Source organism: Saccharothrix sp. CCNWYY140, from assembly GCF_037401995.1.
Lineage (GTDB): Bacteria > Actinomycetota > Actinomycetes > Mycobacteriales > Pseudonocardiaceae > Actinosynnema.
On the sequence record NZ_JBBEGC010000108.1, the window covers coordinates 1 to 25,551 of the forward strand.

Below are 25,551 nucleotides of genomic sequence, written 5' to 3' on the forward strand. Positions count from 1 at the left end.
GGCTTCGCCCAGGCCGGACGGGGAAAGAAACCGAGGCCCTTCCCGTGGTCGCTGCCGCTTGGCGGAACGCAAGAGCCTCCCGCCCTTCGGGCGTAGCGCCTTCGGCGGAAAGCACGCCTTCGGCGGAAAGCACGTGGCAGCCGTTCGCGTCAGCTCTTGCCGGTGAGGGTGAAGCGCAGGTACCGCAGGTAGTTCACGAGGTGGAAGGCGTCGGCCTGTGCCGTGGCCTCGGCGGCGGCGCGGCGGGCGAGTTCCAGGTCCCTCTCCGCTTGCGCGGATTCCCGGTCATGGGTCACGCGGTCTCTGGTGAGGGCGGTGTTGGCGGCTTTGCGTTCGTCGGCCAGTAGGAGTTGTTCCACGCGCAGGGTTTCCATCAGGTCGCGTTCGCCCTTCTTGGCCTCCTCCATGACCTGGTCGCGCAGGACGTCCAGTGCGGCGCTCTCGGTTTCGAAGCGTTCGCGGAACGGTTTGCGGTCGGCGGCGGTGAGGTAGGTGGGGCGGCTGCGGGTGGCTTCCAGGGTCAAGCGCTCACGCCACTGGTCGATCCGGGACGCCTGCGCCGACCGCACCCCGCCGACGCGCACCCGGCTACCGTTGGTCAGCACGAACATGGCCTGCGGGCTCGGACCGTCCAGCTCGTGGTGCACGCCGACGAAGTCCGCGGCGGTGCGGATGCCCACCGCCTGGAGGTTGGCGACCTGCGCCGGTAACAGGCCTTCGATGTCGGTCTCCGCGAGCGACGACTTCGCCAGTTCCGCCCGCACGTGCTGCTTCTGCCGCAACGCCAGCAGCCGCTGCTCCTCCGCGTGGGCCCGCGCCAGCGCCGCCCGGCGGTCGCGGTCGATCCGGTCGAGTCGCTGCTTCACCGACTCGCGGTGCGCGGCCAGCCGTGTGTTGTGCCAGACCTGGAGGTTGCGGCGCTTGTCGTCCTGCTCCTCCTTGAGGTCCAAGGCCCGCTCGGTCAGCCGCCGGTGCTCCTCCTCCAGCCGCGCGACGCGGGCGGTGGCCGAGTCCAGGGCGGCGCGGAGGCGGCGGCGCTCTGCACGCGCGGCACGGGCGCCGCGTCGCTCGGGAGTGCGGTCGTAGGTCGCCGTTGTCCATGCCGCCACGGCGAGGGCGTCCGCCGCCGCGACGACCTCGCTTACCAAACCGAGGGGCGCGCCCAGCGGCACCAACGCCATCAGCGACCACGAGGCCAGCGTCCGCGCCTTCGGCCGGTCGGCGAACCGGACCACCGGCGGCGGGGTCGGCATGTGCGGTTCGAGACGGTCCGCCAGCCACGACGGCAGGACGGCGCCCGCCGCGACCCCGGCTTGGACGTCGTCCAGCGGGCGCAGCGGTGGCGGCGCGGCGCGGTGGTCCCGCAGGACGTCCTCGAAGCGGCGGGCCAGCGCGCGCAGGCCCGGGTCCGGGTGGCTGGTCAGGGTGGCCAGCGCGAACGACCCCGCCGGGTCGGTGAAGTCCGGTTCGGCCAGCAGCAGGTGCTCGGCGTCCTCGTCGCGCAGCTGCCGCCACAGCGCGGGGTCGACCGCCAGCGCCACCAGCGACAGGTAGACCACCCACGCGGAGAACCGGTCGATCTCCGGGCCGAAGTCGGCGGCCGTGCGGTCGGGCGACTGGTAGTTGCGGTGCCCGTTCTCGGTGGCGGCCATCCCGGCCAGCGCGGGCACGTACATGCCGTCGTAGTCGACCAGCTTCAGCACGCCGTCGCCGGTGACCAGGACGTTGCCGTGCTGGAGGTCGCCGTGCCCGACGCCGGCCGACGCGAGCCGGGCGGTCAGCTCGGCGAACCGCTCGGCGACGCGGGCCAGGGCCGCCGGGTCCTCCAGGTTGCGCTCGACCCACCGGATCAGGCCGATCCCCTCGACCCACTGCATCCGCAGCACCGGGTACCACTCGCCGGCCACGAGCACGCCCCGGTCGACGTAGTCGAAGCCGACGATCCAGTCGTCGTCGAGGCCCGCGAGGTGCTCGCCGATCGCGCGGTAGCGCGCCGCCTGCTCCCGGACCTCGCGGGTGAAGCACTTGACCGCGTACCGGGTGCCGTCGGCGACGGTCAGCGAGAAGACGACCGCGAAGTTGCCGGAGATGGCACGCGGGCGGCCCAGCGCGTCCAGTTGGACCTCGGCCCCGGCGAGGTCGGTGTCGCGGAAGCACAGCGCGGTGTCCTGGAGGGCGTCGACGTAGGTGGCGCCGGTCGGGAAGGCGCGGCCGGGTCCGTCATCCGGGGTCCAGGTGAACGACGGTGACGTCGTCATTGCGCATCAACCCCTCCTCCCGCACCGCGTCCAGCCAGGCGGCGAACCCGTCGTGGTCGGCGGCGAACCCGCGCAGCACCCGCCACGGCCGCCGGCCAGCCCCGGCTTCGCGCAGGAACCACTCGGCGATCGCGTCCGTGCACAGGAAGAACTCGTCACCCGGTTCGATGCGCCCCGACGCGGTGCGCACGTGCCGGGCGAGCAGCGCGGTGTCCCGGGTGAAGGCGTTGACCAGCGGGGGCGAGTTGTCGAACTGCCCGGGTTCCACCAGCGGGAAAGCGCATTCCAGGCGGTCGTCGCGGACGTGGAACAGGCAGCTGTCGCCCAGGGCGGCGGCGTCCCAGCGGCCGGAAGCGAACCGGGCGGCCAGGACGGTCGCGTGCGGGCCGCGGTCGAGCTTGGGCTGCTCGTACCAGGCGATCGGGCGGCCGGCCGCCTCGCGCCCGGCCACGTAGTCGTCCAGCCACGCCCGCCAGGACCGGCCGGCGTCGACCAGCGCCGCGGCGAACCGGTCGGCGTCGTCGAGGACGTCCGGGGCGGCGTCGAGCAGGGACGCCGTGAGCAGGTCGGCCCACTCGCCGGACAGCAGGCTCTCCGACGCGCCGTCGGCCACGGCGGCGAGCACGGTCCCGCCCGTGTCGCGGACCCGGCCGGAGTCCTCGCACTCCCGCTCGGTGTTGCCCCGCTTGGGCACGCGGAGGGTCGTCAACGCAGTTCCGTGGCCCGCGTGCCGATGTCGAGGAACTGCACCACCGAGGTGATGTCCGCGTTGTAGACGAACCCGCGGGCCAGCTCGCCGGCCGCCACGCCCTGCTGGAGCGCGTAGAAGCGCATGTGCTGCGGCAGCAGGCTCGACATGCCGAACAGGGTGCGCGCGTAGGGGTCGGGCAGGGCGACGTCGGTGTCGGGGAAGGTCACCGGGGCGGTGTTCGTCGCCGAGACGTGCAGGTTGAACAGCAGCGCCGCGCCGTCGGCGGTGACGTGCGTCTGCACCGCCCACGCCGCGCTGGCGGGGTCGCCGTCGGTGGACTCGCCGTCGGTGAGGTTGAGGACGATCGGCGGGAAGCAGTCCGGGTGCCGGGCCACCCAGTCCGACACCAGCGACTCGGCGCGGGCCAGGGCGCGGCACATCGGCGTGGCCCCGTTGGCGACCGGGTCGACCCAGACGGGGAAGCTCGTGGTGGTCTCCACCAGCCCGCCCGCGCCGTCGGGCACCTTCTTGACCCGCTTCTCCACCCGGGCCGGCTGGTCGGCGACCTGGCTGAGCGGCACGAGGTCGCGCCCGGCCAGCGGCCCGGTGAAGGCGGAGCCGACGGTGTGCCCGTACCCGAGGACGGCGACGTGGAAGTAGTCGCGGACCCCTTCCTCCTTCGCGCACTTCACGCTCAACTCGGCGAGCAGCCGGTTGATGGCGTCGGCCACCACCTCGGCCTTCCGCTGCCGCGCGCCGCCACCGATCGGGTCGTCCATCGACGCCGACTGGTCGACGAGGAACACGAAGCAGGACGGGTTGGCCCGACTGATCTCGGCCGAGTAGGTCACGAAACCCCCATGTGCGATCTCCCGGAACGCGGCCCGGCGGTCCTCGACCGACGGCGCACCGCCACAACATCATGCCGAACCCCGGGGGCGGCGCGGTTCCCCACCACGGAGAGCGGCATCCGCGCGAATTGCGGTCTCGCAGGGTGACTGGTCGACTATCCTCGGTGATCCGGTGACTTGCGGGCGGGACGGATGACGACTGGGCAGGACAGCGGCATGCCGGGTGGTCCCGCGCTGGGTCCTGTCCACAACGACGTCGCCGCCTCGACCGTCCTGGCCGTGCAGGCCGCGGTCGTCCACGGCGACATCCACCTCCACGCCGCGCCCGAGCAACCGCCGGAGCCGGAGCCGCGTGGGCCGGACAACCTGCCCGCCCCGCTCGCCGACTTCACCGGCCGGCAGGAGGAACTGGGGCTGCTGGCCGAGCGGATCGCCTCGGGTCAAGGCGCGCTCGCCATCCACGCGATCGACGGCATGGGCGGCATCGGCAAGACCGCGCTCGCCGTCCAGCTCGCGCACCAGGTCGCCCACCGGTACCCGGACGGGCGGCTGTTCATCGACCTCCAGGCGCACTCCGCGACCGATCCGCCGGTCGAGCCAGCGCAGGCGATGTCCCGGCTGCTCTCCGCCCTCAAGGCCACCCCGGTGCGCACGCCCGCCAGCACGGCCGAGTGGGGTGAGGTGTGGCGGGCCGAGTTGAGCCGGCGGCGGGTGTTGGTGGTCCTCGACAACGCCGCGTCCACCGCCCAGGTCGAGCACCTGCTGCCCGGCACCACCGACTCCCTGGTCGTGATCACCAGCCGCCGGCGCCTCGACGGCCTGCGCACCCGCGGGCTGACCACCCACAGCCTGGACGTGCTGCCGCACGAGGCCGCCGTCAGCCTGTTCACCGGTGTCGTGGGCGAGCGGCGGACCCGGGAGGACCCGGCGAGCGCCGACGAGATCGTGCACCTGTGCGGGCGCCTGCCGCTGGCCGTGCGGCTGGTCGCCGCGAGGTTGGGCGCGCGGTCGGGGTGGCGGCTGGCCGACATGCTCGCCGAACTGCGCGACGAGCAGACCCGGCTGGCGGCGATGCGGGTCGAGGACGTGTCGGTGCGGGCCGCGTTCGAGCTGTCCTACCGGTGGCTCACCGACGTGGAGCAGCGGGTCTTCCGCCGGCTCGGCCTGCACCCGGCGGGCGAGCTGGGGTTGCCGGTCGCGGCGGCGCTGGGCGGGGTGCCCCGGCGGGTCGGGCTGGAGGCGATGGAACGGCTCGTGGACTACAGCCTGGTGCGGGAGACCGCGCGGCACCGCTACCGGATGCACGACCTCATGCGCGAGTACGCCCGGGAGTGCGCGAGCGAGACCGACAGCCGCCCGGACCGCCGGCGTGCCACCGCCCGCGCCCTGGACTACTACCTGCACACCGCCCTGACCGCGCACGCCGCGCTCATGCCGCACCGACCAATCGCCGACGACGTCGCGGAAGCGCCCGAGCAGGCGCACGACTTCGCCTCCGAACAGGCCGCCGTGGACTGGTACCGCCTGGAATCGGAGAACCTGCTGGCCTGCCGGAGCATGGCCTCGGAGTTCGACCTCCAGTCCTACCTGTGGCGCATCCCCCGGGCGATGGCCCACTACCTGGGCCTGGTCACCCGGTTGAAGGACGCCGCGGACAGCTACGCGCTCGGGTTGAGCCTGGCCAGCCTGAGCAACGACCGGCGGGCGACGGCGGACATGACGGCGCGGGTCGCCGAGATCAACAGCGCTCGCGGCCAGCACGCCGGGGCAGTCGACGGGTTCCTCGGCGCACGCGAGACCTACGCGCTGCTCGGCGACCCGGTCGCGGCGGCGGACATGCTCAACCGGGCCGGGCTGTGCCACCGGGGCAACGGCAAGTACGAACGCGCGCTGGAGACCCACGAACACGCGCTGGCCGAGTACATCGCCCTGGACGACCGCTTCGGCCAGGCCGAGTCGCACTACATGATCGCGATGGTGCACCGGGTCAAGGGCACCTACGCCGCCGCGCAGGAGCACCACGGGCGGGCCATCGAGCTGTACCGGGAGCTGGGCTACGCGCTCGGGGAGGCCCGCAGCCTGGCCAACATCGGGGTGATCCACCGGCTGCACCGCGACTACGACACCGCGCTGCGCTACTACCCCCGCGCGCTGGCGATCTACCGCGGCACCGGTGACCAGCGCGGTATCGCCAACACCCTGAACAACATGGCCTCCGCGCTCGACCTCGCCGGCCGCACGGACGAGGCGTTCCCGCTGCTGGCCGAGGCCGCCGAGATCTTCGCGGGCGTGGACAGCGCCGCCGGCCTGGCCGACGTGCGGCGGGTCACCGCCCGGCTCAAGGCCAACACCGGCGCCTACGACGACGCCGAGGCCGAGCTGCGCGACGCCCTGGAGACCTACCGGACCAACCGCGATCTGTTCGGCCTGGGCGGCGCGCTCGCCGAACTCGCCTCCGTGGTGCGGCGCGCGGGCCGGGGCCGGGACGCGGTCGACCTGGCCCGCGAGGCGCTGTCGGTCTACCGCGACGAGGTGAGCAGCACCAGCGGCGTGGTCACGGCGCTGGCCGAGGTGGCCCGCTGCCTGCACGGGGTCGGCGACGTGGACGGGGCTCGGGCGCACCTGGCGCAGGCCCTGCCGCTGACCGCTGAACTCGGTGACGCCAAGGCGAAGGAGATCCTGACCTTGCTCGACGACCTCGGGGGGCGCCCGTGACGCGCCTGGCGCAACGGGTGCGGGTCGCCATCACCGACCGGTCCGGCGGGGTGGGCAAGGCCCCGTTCGCCACCCGCAACCTCGGTGGCGCGGTCGGCGACGACCCGGAGACCGTGCGGCACAACCGCCGGCGGACCGCGACCGAACTGGGCATCGACCCCGACCGGGTGGTGTTCATGCACCAGGTGCACGGCACCGACGTCGCCTACGTGACCGAACCGCACCGCCACACCTCTCCCCCGCTCGACGCCGTGTTCACCGACCGGCCGGGCCTCGCGCTCGCGGTGCTGGTGGCCGACTGCGCGCCCGTCCTGATCGCGGACGCGGAGGCGGGGATCGTCGGCGCGGCGCACTCGGGACGGGTCGGCACGGCGGCGGGTGTGGTGCCCGCCCTGGTCCGGGCAATGGTCGGGCACGGCGCCGTCCCGGGTCGCATGACCGCGCTGGTCGGCCCCACCGCCTGTGGGCTGTGCTACGAGGTACCGGCCGAGATGCGCGACGAGTTCGCTTTGCTGCTGCCCGAAGCGCGGTCGACGACCCGGCGGGGCACGCCCGCGATCGACGTGCGGGCCGGTGTCGCGGCGCAGCTGGCCGCCGCCGGGGTCGCGGACGTCCGGCACGACAGCCGGTGCACGATGGAGTCGCCCGAGCTGTTCTCCCACCGCCGCGACCGCCCCAGCGGGCGGTTCGGGGCCTACATCTGGCTGGACGCGTGACCGAACCTCCCCTCACCGCCGACGCCCGCGCCCTGGCCGAGGTCCTGTGGGACTACCACCGCCTCGCCGACCCGCCGACCACCGCCGACGCCCTGCTCGTCCTGGGCAGCCACGACCTGCGGGTGGCCGAGCACGCCGCCGACCTGTGGACGGCCGGCCGCGCGCCGCTCGTCGTGTTCTCCGGCGGCCGGGGCAAGGTCACCGAGGGCTGGGACCGGTCGGAGGCGTCGGTGTTCGCGGACCTGGCCGCCGACCGCGGCGTCCCCCGCTCCGCGATGCTGCTGGAGGAGTCCGCGACCAACACCGGCGAGAACATCACCCTCAGCCGCGCCGCCCTGACCCGCGCCGGGATCCGGATCTCCAGCGCGATCCTGGTGGCCAAGCCGTACATGGCCCGCCGCGCCCTGGCCACCGCTCTCGCGCAGTGGCCAGGGGTCGACTGGTCGGTCGGCACCCCGCCCGTGTCGTTCGCGGAGTACACCGCGCGGGACGCCTCGGAGCGCCGGACGATCGAGCTGATCGTCGGCGACCTGCAACGCATCAAGGTCTACGCGGACCTCGGCTACCAAGCCCCGATGCCCATCCCGCCCGAGGTGTGGGACGCGTACGAAGGCCTGGTGCGCCTGGGTTTCGACCGTTACGTCCTCGCCACCTGACCGGCGGGCGTCGGCGTGCTGGTCGGGGTCGGCGTGGTGGTCGGCGTCGGCGTCGGGAGCAGGTAGGGCTCGGGGAAGCAGCGCAGGGACGGGACGTAGATCGGCTGGGTGGTGCTGCCCCAGAAGCCCAGGCTCGCCGACTGCCCGGGCTGGAGCCCGCGCGACCAGGACGGCGCGCTGAACGCCGCGCCCCGGCCGTACTGCCCCCAGTCGAGGGTCCCCGCGGAGTGCACCTTCTCGTTCCCGTTGAACAGTGCGGTCAACGTCCAGTCGGTGATGGGGGTCGGGCCGGTGTTGGTCACGGTCGCCGTGATGGCGAAGCCGTTGTTCCAGCCCTGGACGGAGAACGTGACCCGGCACGCCTGGTTCACGTTGGGCGGCAACGGGATCGTGCTGGAGTACACCCGGATCACCCCGCCGACGACACCCGGCCCGGTGATGGTGAACTCGCCGAACCCGAAGCCCTGCAAGGAGATCATCCGCACGGACTGCGGGACGTTCCAGTCGGCCGGCGTGAAGGTCAGGGTGTGCCGCGAACTGACGAACACCGGGCTCGGCACGTCCCGTGCGATGGTCAGCGTCGTCGAGGTCGTCGGCGGAGCCGACAACGACACCTTCACCACCGCGGTGCCCGACCCGGGCATGACCGCGTAACCCCCGCTGCCGTGGTCGACCACGACCTCCGGCACGTCGGTTCTCGCGTGGCCGGGGGCCGCGCCCACCAAGCTCACCGCCAACGCCGCCAACGCGCCCGCAACCGCCATCCGACGGACCACTGTCACTCCTCTGGCCGTGTGCGACCGGTGGCGGTGGTCCGGCGCACGACATCGTTCTGCCCGACAGGACAAAGCATGGAGCGCCGCACCACCGCTGTCGCTTCGGTTTACCGCACGACCGGCACCCGCACGGCCACGTCCTCGAACACCATCGCGTGCGGCGTTCGGCTGCCGTGCAACAGGAACATGTCCGACACCGGGCTCACAGTGAGGAACAGCGACTGGCCCGCCGGGATCGTCGCGGCTACCGAAGGCAGTTCGATGCTTCGCCGCGCCCCGAAGGTCAGGCCCACTTCCCGGTGCGGCAGCACGTTGTTCTGGATGACCTTCGCATCCAACGGTGAGGTGCCCACGCTCAACGCGAGGAACGCCCGGCTGTCCAGGCCCAGCGCGGTGACCCGGGCGTCGACCCACGGCGACCCGGCGACGGTCAGCGGGCCATCGGCGATCTTGACCACGTGCGGGGTGACCGTGCTGGTCGCGAAGTGGGGGACGCGGTAGGACGTGTTCGGCGCGACCGAGTCCACGCTGACGCAGCCGCCCTCGGCGGTCATCAGGTGGTAGCGGCCGTGGCCGGTCAGTGTGCGGGGCGCGCCTTGCAGGTTCTCGGCGAAGAACCGGAGTTCCAGGGTGTCGTAGTCGGTGACGCCCAGGCGGGCGGGGCACGCGTCGCCGGGCACGGCGTAGCCGGCGGGGACGGCGTTGGGCAGCGCGTGGCCGCCGTTGTAGCCGACGAACAGGCTTTGCGCCCGGGCTCGTGGGGTCAGCGCCCGGTCGAAGTTGTCGATGGCCTCGTCCAGCGGGAAGAGGTTGTCGCTGAGGCCTTGGTGCAGCAGCACCGGGATGTCCAGCCGCCGCCCGGCCGCGACGTGGAACGCCGGGCCGTTGTCGCGGAAGAAGTCGTCCATCGCGGCGGGCCAGTCGCCGGTGAGCAGTCCTTCCGCGTAGCCGGCGTGGACGGTCGTCGTGTGCGCGTCCAGGCCGGCGGCGTACAGCGCGGTGATCCACGTTGTGCGGACGACCTCGCGCGGGGCGAGGCTGGTGTTCAACGAGTGCCACGTGATCTGCGGCGCGAGGGCGTCGAACCGCGTGCGGCCGGTCTTCATGATCTCGGTGAACGCGCCGGCGAACTGGTAGCCGCCGCCGTAGGAGCCGCCGATCGCGCCCAGCACCGGGTCGTCGGCGCCGGTCTTGCGCACCCAGTCCAGCGTGGCGACGTGGTCCACGACCCGGATGACGTCCTCCCCCTCGAACGCCGGGTCCTGCACGTGCGCCTTGCCGCCGCTCTGCCCGAAGCCGCGCTGGTCGATGCTCACCACGCCGAAGCCCGCGTCGAGGTACCGCTGGAACGACCCGGGCGCGGAGGTCCGGCTGCCGCCCCAGCCGTGGCTGTGCAGCAGCACCGGCACCCGGTGGTCCTTCGACGCGCCCGCCGGCTTGAACACGGTCAGGCAGAGGTCCACCGGCCCCGCCGCCAACGGGTCGGTCTCGGGCACCCCGGCGATGCAGATGTGCTGCGGCGACTCGGCAGCCGTCACGGGGACGGCGGCTGTGAGAGAGGCGGCCACCACCGCGGCGAGGGTGGTCAGGATGCGCATCGGCTCCTCCACTTCGTCGGGCGTTCACGGCGGTGTGAACCCCGTTGTGGAGGTAACGACGCCGGTGCGGGTTGGTTGCCCGCGTCAGCTCCTTCGGGCGGCCCAGGGCAGCGTCATCAGCGCCCACACGCCGAGCACCAGCGCCGCCTCGGGCAGCAGGTACCACGGCCAGTCGCCCAGCAGGTCCAGCACCGAGCCGGTTTCCGGGGCGCGGTTGAGGAAGCCGTAGTTCGAGCCGAGGGCGAGGTTGAGCAGGAACATCGCCGCGGCCCAGCCGACGGTCACCACGACGGCGAGCCGGTAGCCGCGCCAGTCGGGCCGCATCCCGGCGCCCCAGGTCAGGAACACCGCCGCCCACACCGTGAACAGGTGGGTGCCCCAGAACAGCAGGAACCGCCAGTCCGGGAAGTCCGGCCCGCGCAGGACCGGCGTGATCAGGGCCTGCACGCTCAGCGTCAGCCCCCAGTAGTAGGTCAGGGCGCAGGCCCACGGCCGGTGCGTCCACAGGGCGATGGCGGCGATCGGTCCGGCCAGGTCGGACAGCTGCAAGGGCAGCGAATGCGTGATGTCCCACCGCGGCGGGGTCGTGAAGTAGGCCTGGATCGCCAGGTGCAGCGCCAACACGACCACCGCGAACCCGCGCTCGAACCGCCTGGCCCGCACCGACCCCCGGTACGCCCGCCCGAACGCGACCAACCCCACCGCGCCCACCGCGAACAACCCCAGCACGACCCAGTGGGACGGGCCGTAAGGGGTGAACCCACCGGCGACCGGCGTCAACGCCACCCGCCGGGTGTACCCGCCCCCGCCCGCGCCGCAACCCGCCGGGCACCACTGGCGGCGGCGGGCCGGTTCTGGTCGACTTCTCCTCCGGCGGTCGATCTGGGGAGGTTCTGAGTGGCGGGCTGGGAACGGCCGCCGTGGCTGGTGCGGATTCGGGGCGCACTCGTCGGCGGTGGTGTGTTGTGCACCGACCGGCACATCGTCACCTGTGCGCACGTCCTCGGCGGTGCGGCGGAGGTGACCGTCGACTTCCCGTTCGTGGACCACCCGCCCCTGACCGCTCGCGTCCTACCCGGCGGGCTCTTCCCGGACGACGACGTGGCGGTGCTGGAACTCGCCGAGCCGCCGGCCGGTGCTTCCCCTGTCCCGCTGCGGGTTTCGGCGGGCACGGCCGGGCACCACTTCCGCGTGCACGGCTTCCCGCGCGGCCACGACGGCGGGGTGATCGCGCGGGGTGTGGTGGTCGGGGCGGCGGGGTCGGGGTGGGTGCAGGTGCAGGCCGAGTCGACGGTGGGGTTCGCGGTCGACCGCGGGTTCTCCGGCGCACCGCTGTGGGACGAGGAGTTCGGCGCGGTCGTGGGGATCGTGGCCGCGCGCGAGGGAATGCGGGACCTGCGCACCGGTTACGCCATCCCGGTGGAGGCCCTGCGCCGGTTGTGGCCACCGCTGCGGCCGTGGGTGGGGTGGCGGCTGGACCACGACCCCGACCTGCGGGCGCACTGGGGTCCCCGGAGCCGGGGCGTGCACCGCGATTCCCAGCCGGGGCAGCACTTCACCGGGCGGCGGGCCGCGCTGGACCGGCTGGTCGCCTGGGTGACCGGCGGCGACCCGCTGCACGTGGTGACCGGCGGACCCGGCGCGGGCAAGTCCTCGGTGCTGGCCCGACTGGTGGCCTTGGCGGACCCGGCACGCCACGAGTCCGAGGCACTGGCCGGGGCGGTGTCCCTCGCGTTCCGGTGCACCGGCCTGGACCTCGCGGGCGCGTGCCGGACGCTCTCCCGCTTCCACCGGCACACAGCCGACCCGGAGGAGCTCATCGCGGACCTGGTCGAACAGGGCGAGCCGATGGTCGTCGTGGTGGACGCCCTGGACGAGGCCGTGACGGCGGCCGAAGCGCGGGCCATCGCGGTGCGGCTGCTGCGTCCCCTCGCGGACACCGGGCTGGTGCGGGTCCTGGTGGGCACGCGGCCAGGTCACCGGAGTTCGCTATTACGTGCACTCGGCGACGCACCCCGCACGGACCTGGACGACCCCGCGTTCTTCGACCCGGCCGACCTCGTCGAGCACGCCGAGGGCCTCCTGCTGGAGGGCACCTACCGCGCCGAGCCCGCCGCCGCGCGCCGGGTGGCCGAGGCGATCGCCCGGCGCAGCGGGTCGAGCTTCCTCGTCGCGGGCCTCACCGCGCACGCCCGGTCGCGAGAGCCGGTGGCCGACGCCGGTCAGTCCTTCCCCACCGACGTGGACGAGGCCATGCGGCAGTACCTGGCCCAGCTCCCCGACCCCGACCGGACGCGGACCCTGCTCCGGCTCGTGGCCCACGGCCGCCACCCCGGCCTGCCGCTGGACCTGTGGGAGGCGGTCGCCCGCGCCTACACCGGAACGGTGAGCCGCTCCGACCTGGACGACCTAGTGCGCACCGCCACCTCCTACGTGCTGGAGCGGCACACTTCCGACGGCGAACCGGTGTACGCCCTGTTCCACCAGGCCCTGACCGACCACCTGCGCGACCTCGACGGCGGGGTCCTCGTGGAACGCACGATCACCGAAGTCCTGGTCGAGGACACCCGGACACGGGGCGGCTGGCGCCACGCCCGCGACTACGCACGCCGCCACCTCGCCGCACACGCCGCCGTAGCCGGAGCACTGGACGACCTGGTGACCGACCCGGACTTCCTGGTGGTGGCCGAACGCCACGCCCTGGTCCGCGTGCTGGACCGCGTCCGAAGCCCGGAGGCCCGCGCATTCGCCGACGTCTACCGCGCCGCCGCACACGCCCTCACCGGCACCCCCGACCACAACGCCGCCCACCTCGAACTGGTCGCCCGCCGCCTGGGCCACCACGCCGTCGCCGACCGCCTCCGCACGCCGGGCCGGCCCTTCGTGCCCGTGCACGTGCCCGAGGTCGGGTCGACCCCGGGCTTGGTGCTGATCGGCACCCCGTTCCAGGTGCGCGCGGTGACCTGGGCACGGCTGGGTGGCAAGCCGGTGGTGGTCTGCGGCCAGGTCGACGGCGCGATCCTGTGCTGGGACCCGGTCGACGGCACGCTGCTCGACTCGTTCGGCGGCAAGCCGCTGCTCGTCGGACTCGACCGGGTCGAGCGCGGCGGCACGACCGTCCTGGTCGCCGACTACGCCGACGGCACCCTGGAGTTCCGCGACCTCGACCGGCCCGACCGGCCCGAGGTCGTCGAGCGGGGCACCGGGGCCGGTCGCGTGTGGACCACCGACGACCTGCCCGCCGGACCGCGCGGGACCCTGGCCGCCGACCACTTCCGCGGGTGGGGCCGCCTCGACGAACCGGTGGTGCTGCGCGCCGAGTCCGGTGACGTGCGGGCGTGGCGGGTGGCGGACGGCATGCCCTTGTTCACCTTGTCGACCAACGTCTGGGTCGGTCCGGTGGCGCTGGGCGGACCGGCGGACCGGCCGGTGCTGGTGACCAGCGGCAACGACGAACTGCTCGGGGAAGCCCCGAACGGGTTGTTGACCGGGCCGCGGACCTGGGTGGGCTGGGACGGGCGGTTCGTCAGCCCCGGCGGCGGCTGCGTCCTGCGGCTGTGGGACCCGTCCGACGGCCGGGAGATCGGGCGGATCGACGTGCCCGAGAGCATCGTCACCGACCTCGCGTGGGGCCGCTGGGAGGGCCGGGACGTGCTCGCGGGCTCGGCCGAGGACGAACTGGTGCGGCTGTGGGACCTCGACGGCACGGTGCTCGCCTCCTTCCCCGGCGTCGCGCCCCTCGCGTGGGGCGAGGTCGACGGCCGGACCGTGCTGGCCACCGCCACCCCCGATGGCGACGCCCAGGTCTGGGACGGCGAGACGCGCTCGCTGCGCCTGCCGGGCGGCGTGACGGCGCTGGCCTGGGGCGAGGTGGCGGGACGCCCGGTGCTGGCGTGCGCCGGGACGAGCGGTCGCGTCGCGCTCTGGTCCGACTTCGCCACCGCCCCGACCGAGCCGCCGGCGACCACGATGACGTGGGACCCCACCGGGCGGCTGCTCGCGGTCGGTTCGACCGACGGCCGCGTGACCGTGCACGGCTCTTCGTCGTTCAGCGCGCACGACGACGTCGTCATGGACATCGCCTGGGGCGCTGCGGCTCTGGCCACCCGCACGCCCGAAGGCGAGGTGCGCCTGTGGGACCAGACCACCGGCACCCTGCTCGCCGAACTGCCGCCCCGGCCCGACCACCGCCTGCTGTTCGACTGGGTGCGGCTGCCCGAAGGCGACCGCCTGGTCATCGCCGCCTCGCCGGCCGAGGTGGAGCTGTGGGCCGCGGACGGCACGTCCCGGACGCTCGACCTGCCCGACTGGAGCCACCCCGTCCGCCACCTCCGCACGGCGGTGGCCGACGGCCGGGACACCGTGCTGTGCGCGGTCGACAACACGCTGAGGCCGTTCGACGGCGAGACCCTGGCGCACTTGGGCGACCTGGGTCGAAGGGCGCGTCACCTCGACGTCGACGCCGAGTCGGTGGCGGCCATCGGGATCATCGCCCCGGGTGCCGCCATCGCGCGGGGTGGCACGTCCGGCTCGCTGACGCTGTGGTCACCCAGCGAGAGCCTCACCTGGCTGCCCGAGGAGCCGATCGAGCACGCGCACGACGGCCCGGTGCACGCCGTGGTGTGGTTCGGCCACCCCGACGGCACCCGGTTGGCGACCGGTGGAGCAGACGGCCTGGTCAAGCTGTGGAACCCGGCGGACCTCAGCCGACCTGGCGTGATCACGGGCACGGGCGGAGCGGTCCACGCGCTGACGGCCGAGGACGGGCAGCTCGTCGTCGGCACGGCGGACGGCACAGTCCGCGTGCACCGCCTGTCGGACGGGGCTCGGACGCACCTGCTGCCCGGCACGGGTTCGGCGGTCGGCGCCCTGGCCGCCGTGGTGGCCGAGGACGGGCTGGTCGTGGCGGCGGGCTGCGCCGACGGCGTGCTGCGGCTGTGGAACACGTGGGAGGACGGCGACCACCACGCGGAACCCATCGTCGACAGCGCGATCAGCGCCCTCTCCTGGGGGCACTCGGGCGAGTGGCCGGTGTTGGGGCTGGGCTGGGCGGACGGCAGTTGCGGCTGGTGGAGCCCCTACTCGCCGGACGGCGAGGGGACGGTCGCCGCGGACCCAGGCCCGGCGGTCACCGCGCTGGCCTGGACCGCGGACGGCGCGATCCTCTGCGTGGGCTTCGAACAGGGCGCGGTGATGCGGATCGACCCCACGGGCGCGGTCCCGGACCGTCTCACGATGGCACCGAGGCAGACCGAAGGCGCGATGGCCGCCGGTGTTCTGGACGGGCGCGCCGTGCTGGCCGCGGGCGGCTCGGGCACGACGGAGCGCGTGTGGGACGTCGAGGACGGCACCCTGGTCGTGGTCGGGCCGGCCGGGGGCCTCCCGGTACGGTGGGGTGACGAAGGGTTTGTGGCCGTCCAGGAAGGCGACGCCGTGCGAGTGGTGGACGTGGTGTCCGGCGAGCTGCGGTGCGAGGTCTCGGTGCCCGCCGGCCTGTTCTCCGGACCGGAGGTCGCGTTCGGGCGGCTGCACGGCCGCGTGGTGTGCGCGGTGGCGACCACCGCGGGTCTCATCACGGTGGTCGACGTCGAGAGCGACGAGCGCCGGTTCGTGGACTGGCACGAACCGGTGCTCGGCTTGGCGTTCGGCGCGGACAACCGGCTGGCGGTCCTGGACGCCCACGGTGCCACCGTGGTCGAGCTGCGGTGATCAGTCGGTCGTGGCGAAGATCGGGTTCGAGTAGAACCACAGGTCTTCCCACGGGTCTGCCTGGCCCAGGACGTCCATCGCCGGACCGGCCGGGTCGACCGCCGCGCCGTGGTACCCGGGTGCGCTCCGCTTGCCATCCGTGCCCCGGACCCGCACGTAGAACGGCCCGTCCACGGTGATCCGGTGCACCAGCTCCACCGTGCCGCCGCGCTGCTGGACCTCCCACGACCGCACGACCTTCGTGTCCGGCGCGTGGAGCGTCGAGCGGTCGGCGGCGGGGCCGGTGATCCGGCCGACGATCAGGTCGACCCTGGCCAGCTTGGGCAGGAGGCCCGCGTAGTTCGGGCGTTCCGCCAGGTCGATCTTGACCACGACCTCCACGACCTGACCGCGTCGCACGCGAGCGGTACCGCCCATCGGCACGCCGTGCGACCCGCGCGGGCGCAGTCGCACGTCCAGGCCCGACACGAGATCGCCCAGGCAGACCCACATCCGGCCGGCCCGCATCGCCTGCATGACCTCGCGGTACTCGCGGCGGGTGACGCCTACCCACGTCTTGTTGTAGGTGCCGGGCGGGAAGGAGCTGTACTCGGTGATCGGGCGGCCGGCGTTGACCGGGTCGGGGAAGCGGCCGGTGTTGGTGAACGTGTGCCCCTCGCTGTCGTACGGCACGTTGTCGTAGCCCTGCTGGTCCAGCTTGTCGACCGGGTTCTTCACCCAGTCGCCGCACCCCTGGTGGCCGTCCGAGGTGGTGGTGATCCACCACGGCTTGCCCTCCGCGAGCAGGCTGTCCCACAGGCCGCCCACGGTGGCCGTCGTCCAGTCGAACCCGCCCCACGTGCGGTAGCTCTCGACGGGGTAGCCGGGGAAGGAGAACTTGCCCGGGGACGAGTCGTACAGGCCACGACCGCGGGCCATGCCCGGCGCGGGCAGCCCGGCCGCCTGGTGACCCGGCGCGCCCTCCATGCCGATCACGATGCCGGGCGCGGTGTCCCGCCAGTTCCGGGTCTCCTGCGGGGAGTTGATGCCCAGCCGGGACGGGTGGTTGGGCAGCACCAGGGCGTCGTCGACGCGGCGGTCGGCCACAGCCTTCTTCAGGAACTCCAGCGCCTGCAACGCGATGGCCTCGTTGGCGGGCGTGCCGTCGCGGGTGCCGTTGACCCGGGCGTCGAACTTGGTGACGAACTCCTGCAACAGACCGGCCTCGTCCCGGCCGGGCGCGAGCATCAACGTGGTGTGCTCGCCGGCCGGGATGTTCCACTCCAGCCCGGTGAACACCATGACGTCGTCGCGCCGCGCCGCCGCGATGTCGGATACCAGCGGCGGGACACTGTAGGTCGCGAACGGGACGTTGCCGTGGTCGGTGATGGTGAGCCAGCTCAGGCCGTGCCGGGCCGCCCGTTCCACCTGCGTGGCCACCGGGTACATCGCGTCGTTGCTGTACTGGCTGTGGATGTGGTGGTCGCCGGCGAGCCACAGGAGCCCGTCCCGCCGCTCCGCCTGCGCCGGCGAGCCGCCGAGCACCGCGCCGGCCGCGAGCCCGGTGCCGATGAGGAACCCGCGCCGATCGGTCCCCGCCATCACGCCACCCTCGTGTAGATCACGCCGAGCGAGTCGATCTCGGCGCCGGCACGGCCGTGGAACCCGGCGATCTGCCACCCGGCGGGCGCGGTGTAGGTGACGGAACTCCCGGTCTCGCTGCCGCCGGCCAGCGTGCGGCCGGTGCTCGTCGTGAAGGCGGTGCGGAAGATCCGGGTGTGGCCGTCCTTCTGCGCCGAGTGGAGCGTGACCGACTTCAGGTACTCGCCCTGGGCCAACGCCAGGTTTTGCGCAGTGCCGCCGGCACCCCCGTGGGTGAACGACGTGCCGTCGGCGAACGTGAGCCCGACCTGGTCGACGCGCGACCCGGTGCGGATGCCGACCCCGGTGACCCGCTGCGCCAAGGGAACCGTGGCGACGTCGGTGAACGGCGTGCCGTGCGGTCCGCCGAACACGTCGCTGAGCGACAGGGCGGGGTTGAGCGACCACTGGAAGTCCGCCGCGATCGGGTAGTGGTCGGACAGCATCTTGTCGTCGGCGGTGCGGAAGGCCGCGTTCTCGTTGCTGTAGCGGCTCAAGCTCAGCGTGATGTACCGGTTGCCGCGGAAGAGGATCTTGTCGACGACCTCGCACGCGTCGCTGACGGTCTGGTCGTCGCACACGATCGCCGGGCTGCCGGCGGCGGGCGGCACGCCGCCCCGCTCCTCCTGCACCCAGGCGTCGGTCAGGCCGTTGGCGGTGAGCAGTTCCCGGATGTTGTCGTCGGCGCGGGTGTAGCGGGTGTTGGTGTCGCCCGCGACGACCACCGCGTTGCCCGCCGAGTTGGCGGTGATGAACCGGGACAGCTCACTGATGTTCGCGCGCCGGGCGGTCAGGTCGGCGTCGGCGGTGCCCGCGTTGGCGTGCACGTTGTAGAAGTCGATCAGCACGCCCTCGGCCACGCGGATGCGCGACCAGGTGAAACCCTTGGGGGTCAGGCAGTCCGTGCCGTTGCACCGGTCCCACTTGTCGCGGGTGAAGTCCGAGTACGGGTGGTCGGACAGGGTGTTGAGCCCGTCGCCGAACGGGACGCCGCCGCTGGTGGGCGTGCGGTGCGGGTGGGTGTTGTTGGCGTACAGGGAGGCGTGGTAGTTGAAGTCCTCCTGCACGTGCACGACGTCGTAAGGCCTGATCCGCTGGCCGATGATCGGCGTGTTGGCCTCGGGGTTGCCGCTGGACAGCCCTTCCGGCAGTCCGGCGATGTTGTAGCTGAGGACGGAGAACGCCCCGCTGGACGGCGGCGCCGCGACGGCGGGCGTCCCTGGGAACACCGCCACCACCACGCCGACAACAACACACATGGCCAGTCGGGCCACCCTCATCGCACGCTCCTGGATCGTTCGAGCCTGACGACGAGAGGGTAGGGGGCACGTGAAACATTTTCATATGCATGTGGGGTGACAACAACATGTACACAAAGCAACGGGTCTCAGCCGTGCGACACGATCAGCCGGAAGCCCGCATCCCACTGGTCGAGGCCGAGCAGGTCCCGGTGCACCTCGTGCCACCGCCCGCTGTCCAGGTCCTCGCGCAGCCGGCGGATCCCGCGCTCGACGGCGTCGGGATCCGTCTGCGCCAAGGCGGAACAGGCGCGGCGGACCCGCGGGTCCAGATAGGCCTCCGGGCGTCGCCAGTACGCGGGGAACACGCCATCGGTGAAGTCCCACGGCAGCGGTAGGGGCGTGACGCTGTCCGCACCCAGCTCGTGCGCGATGTCGTCGGCGGAGGGCCGGGTCAGCTCCAGGTCGGCGATCTCGGGCACGTACTCGCGCACGAACCAGTACTGCGTGTGCCGCTGGGTGTCGTAGGCCAGCACCACCCGTCGAGGGGCCACCCGGCGCAACTCGGCGAGCCCGGCCCGCCAATCGGACCAGTGGTGCACGGTGAGCACGGCCAACGCGGCGTCGGCGGCGTGGTCCCGCAACGGCAACGCCTCGGCCACCGCCCGCACGGCCGGTCCGACACCCGGCCGTCGTTGGCGGATCATCTCGGTGGACGGTTCGAGGGCGACCACCGCCCGGTCGTGCGGCTCGTAGTTCCCGGTCCCCGCACCCACGTTCACGACCGACCGCGCGGTGCCGAGCGCATTCGAGATGGCTGACATCCACCGCGGATCGGTGCGGCGGCCCAACGAGTACCCCGTGCCGATGTCGTCGTACAGCTCCGTCGCGCCCACACGTCCCCCCGGTCGATCGGCTGCCTTGGAGCGTAACGGCGCGTAGTGTCCGGTGGCGAGGGAGGCGGGTAAAGCCGCCGAATGCGGTATTCCCGCTTTCCAGCAGGTCGGAAAGTGGCGAGTTGTGGACATCCGCCAGATCTTGACCCCACCAAAAACCGCTCTTTAATTTGTTTAGTCAACTGACTAATCGGTGGCGACTCAGCGCGCCCATCGAGTGGAGGTCCTCAATGGGGAGTTCGTCCGAGCGCGGCCACAGACGGTGGTCGGTCACCGCCGTCGTCATGGCGTTGCTGGGGTCGTTGGTCGCCTTCGCGGCGCCGGCGCAGGCCCACCCGGGCCACGGTGACGAGACGTTCAAGGCCCTCGTCTTCAGCAAGACCGCGGGTTTCCGCCACCCGTCGATCGAGGCGGGCATCGCCGCGATCGAACAGCTCGGCGAACAACACGGCTTCACCGTGGACAACACCGCCGACGCCGCCGCGTTCACCGACGCGACCCTCGCCCAGTACGAGGTCGTGATCTTCCTCTCCACCACCGGAGACGTCCTCGACGCGACCCAGCAGGCCGCGTTCGAGCGCTACATCAAGGCGGGCGGCGGGTACGCGGGCGTGCACGCCGCCGCCGACACCGAGCACGACTGGGCCTGGTACGGCGACCTCGTGGGCGCCTACTTCGTCGACCACCCCGCGCCGCAGAACGCGACCATCAAGGTCACCGACCCCGCGCACCCCTCCACCGCCGGGCTGCCGCAGGCGTGGCAGCGCTTCGACGAGTGGTACAACTACCGCGCCGACCCCTCCACCAAGGCGCACGTGCTGGCCGAGTTGGACGAGACCACCTACAGCGGCGGCTCGATGGGCTCCAGCCACCCGATCTCCTGGTGCCAGGACTTCGACGGCGGGCGCTCCTGGTACACCGGCCTGGGCCACACCGAGGAGTCCTACGCCGAGCAGGCCTTCCTGGACCACCTGCTCAAGGGCATCCAGACCGCGGCGGGCGCCGTGGACGCCGACTGCACGGCCACCCGCACCAACGCCTTCGAGAAGGTCACGCTCGACGACACCACCGCCAACCCGATGGAGCTCGCGATCGCCGACGACGGCCGCGTGTTCTACATCGACCGCAACGGCGCGATCCGCGTCGTCCGGACCAACGGCGCGGTGGTCACCGCGGGCACGCTGAACGTCTACACCGGACAGGAGTTCGGTCTCCTGGGCATCGCGCTGGCCCCGGACTTCGCCACCTCCAACCACTTGTACCTGTACTACTCGCCCGCGGGGGCCGAGGCCGTCGACCGGGTCTCCCGGTTCACCCTGCAAGGCGACGCGATCGTGCCCGGCAGCGAGAAGGTCGTGCTGACCATCACGACCCAGCGCGAGCAGTGCTGCCACGCCGGCGGCGCGCTGGAGTTCGACAACGACGGCAACCTGTTCATCACCACCGGCGACAACACCAACCCGTTCGCTTCGGACGGCTACACGCCGCTGGACGAGACCCCCGGCCGTTCCGCCTGGGACTCGCAGCGCTCCTCGGCCAACAGCAACAACCTCAACGGCAAGATCCTGCGCATCACCCCGCAGGCCGATGGCACCTACACCGTCCCGGCGGGCAACATGTTCCCGCCCGGCACGGAGAAGACCCGGCCCGAGATCTACGCGATGGGCTTCCGCAACCCGTTCCGCATCGGCCTGGACCCGTTGACCAACAAGCTCCAGGTCGCCGACTACGGCCCGGACGCGGGCAGCAGCAACCCGCAGCGCGGTCCGGACGGTCGCGTCGAGTGGAACATCGTGGACCGGCCCGGTTTCTACGGCTGGCCGTACTGCGTGGGCGACAACACCCCGTACGTGGACTACGACTTCGCGACCGGCGCGTCCGGGACGACGTTCGACTGCACCAAGCCGGTGAACAACTCCCCCAACAACACCGGCATCACCGACTTGCCCGCCGCGATCGGCACGAAGATCTGGCAGGGCAAGACCAGCACGGGCAACCCCGAGATCGGCGGCAGCGGCGCGCCGATGGCCGGCGGCACCTACCGGTACGACCCGAACCTGGAGTCCGCGCGCAAGTGGCCGGCCTACTGGGACGGCAAAGCGATGTGGGGTGACTGGAACGACGGCAGGCTGTTCTCGTTGCAGCTCTCGCCGGACGGCACGAGCGTGTTCGACGTCAACCGGATGCTGCCCGGGATGGCCTTCAACCGCGTGCACGCCATGCAGTTCGGCCCGGACGGCGCGCTGTACATCATCGAGTGGGGTTCGGGCTTCGGCGGCAACAACGCCGACAGCGGCGTCTACCGCATCGACTACGTGCGCGGCGACCGCGCCCCGGTCGCGGTGGCCAAGGCGGACAAGACCTCCGGGCACGCGCCGCTGACCGTCCGGTTCGACTCGGCCGGGTCGCGCGACCCCGACGGCGACGCGCTGACCTTCGCGTGGGACTTCGACGGCAACGGCACGACCGACAGCACCGAGACCGCGCCGTCCCACACCTACACCGTCAACGGCGACTACACCGCACGGCTCACCGTCACCGACGCGGGCGGCCGGTCCGCCGTGGCCAACGTGCGGATCGTCGTCGGCAACACCCCGCCCGTGGTCACGCTGACCGCGCCGGCGGACGGTGGTTTCATCGACTTCGGCGACCAGGTCTCCTACAAGGTGACCGTCACCGACGCCGAGGACGGCACGGTCGACTGCCAGGAAGTGATCACCCAGCCCGCCCTGGGCCACGACGAGCACTCCCACGGCTACGAGCAGTACCGCGGCTGCGAGGGCCTGGCGGTGATGTCGGGCGACGAGGGCCACGTCGGCGCGAACATCTTCGGCGTCCTCACCGCGAAGTACACCGACAAGGGCGGCGACAACGCCTCCCCGCTCACCGGCGAGTCGATCCTCGTCCTCCAGCCCAAGCACAAGGAAGCCGAGTTCTACACGGCGACCGGCCGCACCGCGGACGGCATCGGCGAGGACTCGGCGGGCGTGCAGCGGGAGACCACCACCGACACCGGCGGCGGCCAGAACATCGGGTTCATCACCGACGGCGACTGGTTCGCGCTGCGCCCGGCCACGCTCCAGGGCATCGACCAGGTGCGGTTCCGCGTCGCGGGCGCGTCCGACGGCGGTCGCCTGGAGGTCCGCGTCGGCGCGCCGGACGGCCCGCTCGCGGGCACGGCGACCTTCGCCGGCACCGGCGGCTGGCAGACCTGGACCACCGTCACCGCCGAGATCGCCGACGACGTCCCGGCCGGGTCCGAGCTGTTCTTCGTCACCCGCAGGCCGGAAGGCACCTCGACGACCGGCTACCTGGCCAACATCAACTGGGTGGAGTTCGCCGGTCGCGGTGTCACGCACAACCAGCGCCCCGTGGTCGACGTCAGCACCTCGACCGCCACGGGCACCGCGCCCCTGGAGGTCGACTTCACCGCGTCGGCCACCGACCCCGACGGCGACACCCCGATCAGCTACACGTGGGTGTTCGGCGACGGCGGCACCGCCACGGGCGCGTCGGTCAGCCACACCTACACCGCGCCGGGCACCTTCACCGCCAAGGTCACCGCGACCGACTCGCGTGGCGCGAGCGGCACGAAGACCGTCCCGATCACCGTCCGCTCCCCCGACGTGACCTGCTTCTCCGGCCGCTCGGACGACTTCCTCGGCGGCGAGCTCGACCGCGGCCGGTGGACCACCGTCGTGCGGGAGAACCAGCAGCTCGCGGTGCGCGACGGCAACGTGGTGATCCCGTCGGCGTCCTCCGACATCTACGGCACCACCAACAACACGCCCAACATCGTGCTCCAAGACCTGCCGGCCGGGCCGTTCCAGGCCACGGCCAAGCTGCGCTTCCCCGCGCGGCGCGCCTACCAGCAGGCCGGTCTGGTGATCTACGGCGACGACGACAACTACGCCAAGATGGTGCTGGAGGGCCGGTCGGACACCGACGACGCGGCGAACCGGATCTTCCAGTTCATCCGGGAGGAGAACGGCTCGCCCAACGAGGTCGGCGAGTCCAACACCGCGCCGCTGGGCGCGCAGTACCCCGACACCGTGTGGGTCCGGTTCACCAGCGACGGCAGCAACCTGACCGCGTCCTACAGCGCGGACGGGCAGGCGTTCACCGCGATGCCGCAGACCAAGGCGTTGGCGGGCATGGTGAACCCGAAGATCGGCCTGCTCTCGCTGGTCGGCGGCGGCGGCGACCGCCCGGTGGTGGACGCCGAGTTCGACTGGTTCAGCATCGTGCCCGACGACACCGCGACGGTGGACCCGGACGACGACTTCACCGGCGCCGCGCTGGACGGGTGCCGCTGGAACGCCGTCGTCCGACCCGACCCGGCGCACTACGCCGTCGCCGACGGCAGCCTGCGCATCGACACCAGCAACGGTGACATCTACGGCGGCGCGACCGACGCCCCGGGCAACTTCATCCTCCAGCGCGCGCCCGAAGGCGACTGGGTCATCGAGACCGAGGTGGACGCGTCGGCGTTCGACGAGCGCTACCAGCAGGCGGGCCTGATCGCCTACCTGGACGACGCGAACTACGTGAAGCTGGACCACCTCGCCGTCAACGAGGCCGGCACGCCCGTCCAGCGTGCCGTGGAACTGCGCACCGAGAGCGGTGACGTGGTCGGCCAACCGCAACCCAGCGCCACCGTGACCGGGGGCGTGTGGCACCTGCGGCTGGCCAAGTCCGGCAACACCTACACCGGCTCCTACAGCGCCGACGGACAGCAGTGGACGTCGCTGGAACCCGTGGTCAACGCGGGCCTGGCCGGTGCGCGGATCGGCCTGTTCGCCCTGGGCGGCGGCCAACTCGCCACCAAGCCCGCCAAGTTCGCCCACTTCCGCGTGACCACCGACCGAACCGCTCCGGTGCTCTCGGTGACCACCGCCCCGGCGACGCCGGGCGCGGGCGGCTGGTGGACCGCTCCGGTGACCGTCACCGCGTCGGCGACCGACAACCAGCCGGGTGCGGTGCGGGTGGAGTACCGAGTGGGCACAGGCGACTGGAACCCTTACACCGCACCGCTGTCCTTCGCCGACGACGGTGAGCGGGTGGTGTCGTTCCGGGCGACCGACGCGGCAGGCAACGTCTCCGCCGAGCAGTCGACCACCATCAAGGTCGACCGCACCGCACCACGCCTCACCGTGAAGACGGACAACTCCCCCGGCCCCGAGGGCTGGTGGACGCAACGGGCACTGGTGTCGGCAGCGGCCACCGACGACACGTCCGGCGGCACGGTGCTGGAGCAACGCGTGGACGGCGGCCCGTGGACGCCTTACACGGGTCCGGTGTCCGTGGGCGACGGCACCCACCGGGTGGCAGTCCGGGCAACCGACGCCGCCGGCAACACGGCCGCAGAGCAGTCGATCGAGGTCAAGGTCGACACCGCACCTCCCGTCACCAAGGCCACGCGCGGCTCGTCCCCCTCCCGGGTCAAGCTGACCGCCACCGACGCGACGTCGGGCGTGGCCCGCACGGAGTACCGGATCTCGGGCGGCAAGTGGCAGATCTACCGGGGCGGGGAGATCAAGGTCCGACCGGACGGCAAGCAGTACGTGGAGTACCGGTCTATCGACGTGGCGGGCAACGTCGAAGCCATCGGCAGGTACACACCCAAGCCGGGCAAGGACGACTGCTGGGACCACGTCTAGACGAGTGATGCGCAAGTCGGGACGGCAGAGGCACAGGCACGCTCTGCCGTCCCCCGCACAGCCCTCCGCGCCCGCAGGGCGCGGAGGGCGCGCGCTTTTCGAAGGGCTCGCGCAGCAGACCTCCCAACTTGGGCTTCTTCCGTCATCCCCGTATGGCCTGCCCGAAG

14 protein-coding genes are annotated in these 25,551 nt (G+C 72.5%); 5 read left to right on the forward strand and 9 right to left on the reverse strand.

Annotated features, from left to right (window positions below):
* Nucleotides 1-149 precede the first annotated feature (149 nt).
* From WBN91_RS31210 to WBN91_RS31220, 3 genes are read right to left on the reverse strand one after another with little or no spacing between them, the layout of a single operon-like run.
* Entirely contained in the window at nt 150-2,258 is a 2,109-nt protein-coding gene (locus WBN91_RS31210) for a hypothetical protein (RefSeq protein WP_337727798.1), read from the reverse strand.
* Complete coding sequence (locus WBN91_RS31215; RefSeq protein WP_337727799.1) at nt 2,221-2,967, reverse strand: protein phosphatase 2C domain-containing protein; 747 nt, start codon at nt 2,965-2,967, stop codon at nt 2,221-2,223. Before WBN91_RS31215 ends, WBN91_RS31210 begins: the two co-directional genes overlap by 38 nt.
* Nucleotides 2,964-3,800 (reverse strand): vWA domain-containing protein, encoded by an 837-nt coding sequence (locus WBN91_RS31220; RefSeq protein WP_337727800.1) that lies wholly within the window; start codon nt 3,798-3,800, stop codon nt 2,964-2,966. Before WBN91_RS31220 ends, WBN91_RS31215 begins: the two co-directional genes overlap by 4 nt.
* A gap of 192 nt (nt 3,801-3,992) precedes the next feature.
* Between WBN91_RS31220 and WBN91_RS31225 the strand changes: the two genes are divergently transcribed.
* From WBN91_RS31225 to WBN91_RS31235, 3 genes are read left to right on the forward strand one after another with little or no spacing between them, the layout of a single operon-like run.
* Nucleotides 3,993-6,515, forward strand: a complete 2,523-nt coding sequence (locus tag WBN91_RS31225) for an ATP-binding protein (protein WP_337727801.1) — start codon at nt 3,993-3,995, stop codon at nt 6,513-6,515.
* The gene (gene pgeF / locus WBN91_RS31230) at nt 6,512-7,231 is read left to right on the forward strand and encodes a peptidoglycan editing factor PgeF (RefSeq protein WP_337727802.1); all 720 of its coding nucleotides are present in this window, start codon (nt 6,512-6,514) and stop codon (nt 7,229-7,231) included. Before WBN91_RS31225 ends, pgeF begins: the two co-directional genes overlap by 4 nt.
* Nucleotides 7,228-7,887, forward strand: a complete 660-nt coding sequence (locus WBN91_RS31235) for a YdcF family protein (RefSeq protein ID WP_337727803.1) — start codon at nt 7,228-7,230, stop codon at nt 7,885-7,887. The genes pgeF and WBN91_RS31235 overlap by 4 nt, the downstream gene beginning before the upstream one ends.
* Here WBN91_RS31235 and WBN91_RS31240 read toward each other — a convergent pair.
* The 3 genes from WBN91_RS31240 to WBN91_RS31250 form a co-directional block, all read right to left on the reverse strand.
* The gene (locus WBN91_RS31240) at nt 7,869-8,663 is read right to left on the reverse strand and encodes a cellulose binding domain-containing protein (protein ID WP_337727804.1); all 795 of its coding nucleotides are present in this window, start codon (nt 8,661-8,663) and stop codon (nt 7,869-7,871) included. The genes WBN91_RS31235 and WBN91_RS31240 overlap by 19 nt on opposite strands.
* 107 nt (nt 8,664-8,770) lie before the next feature.
* Complete coding sequence (locus WBN91_RS31245) at nt 8,771-10,261, reverse strand: alpha/beta fold hydrolase (protein ID WP_337727805.1); 1,491 nt, start codon at nt 10,259-10,261, stop codon at nt 8,771-8,773.
* A gap of 84 nt (nt 10,262-10,345) precedes the next feature.
* Nucleotides 10,346-11,047: a YwaF family protein gene (locus WBN91_RS31250; RefSeq protein ID WP_337727806.1), complete on the reverse strand. Its 702-nt coding sequence runs from the start codon at nt 11,045-11,047 to the stop codon at nt 10,346-10,348.
* A gap of 111 nt (nt 11,048-11,158) precedes the next feature.
* Between WBN91_RS31250 and WBN91_RS31255 the strand changes: the two genes are divergently transcribed.
* Entirely contained in the window at nt 11,159-15,970 is a 4,812-nt protein-coding gene (locus tag WBN91_RS31255) for a trypsin-like peptidase domain-containing protein (protein WP_337727807.1), read from the forward strand.
* Here WBN91_RS31255 and WBN91_RS31260 read toward each other — a convergent pair whose 3' ends face one another.
* The 3 genes from WBN91_RS31260 to WBN91_RS31270 form a co-directional block, all read right to left on the reverse strand.
* The gene (locus WBN91_RS31260; RefSeq protein WP_337727808.1) at nt 15,971-17,551 is read right to left on the reverse strand and encodes a PHP domain-containing protein; all 1,581 of its coding nucleotides are present in this window, start codon (nt 17,549-17,551) and stop codon (nt 15,971-15,973) included.
* Nucleotides 17,551-18,870 (reverse strand): jacalin-like lectin, encoded by a 1,320-nt coding sequence (locus tag WBN91_RS31265; protein ID WP_337727809.1) that lies wholly within the window; start codon nt 18,868-18,870, stop codon nt 17,551-17,553. Before WBN91_RS31265 ends, WBN91_RS31260 begins: the two co-directional genes overlap by 1 nt.
* Before the next feature lie 107 nt (nt 18,871-18,977).
* Nucleotides 18,978-19,652 (reverse strand): class I SAM-dependent methyltransferase, encoded by a 675-nt coding sequence (locus tag WBN91_RS31270; RefSeq protein WP_337727811.1) that lies wholly within the window; start codon nt 19,650-19,652, stop codon nt 18,978-18,980.
* 302 nt (nt 19,653-19,954) lie between these two features.
* Here WBN91_RS31270 and WBN91_RS31275 point away from each other — a divergent pair, with 302 nt between their 5' ends.
* Nucleotides 19,955-25,384, forward strand: coding sequence for a ThuA domain-containing protein (locus tag WBN91_RS31275; protein ID WP_337727810.1), 5,430 nt, complete (start codon nt 19,955-19,957; stop codon nt 25,382-25,384).
* The last annotated feature ends 167 nt before the right edge of the window (nt 25,385-25,551 follow it).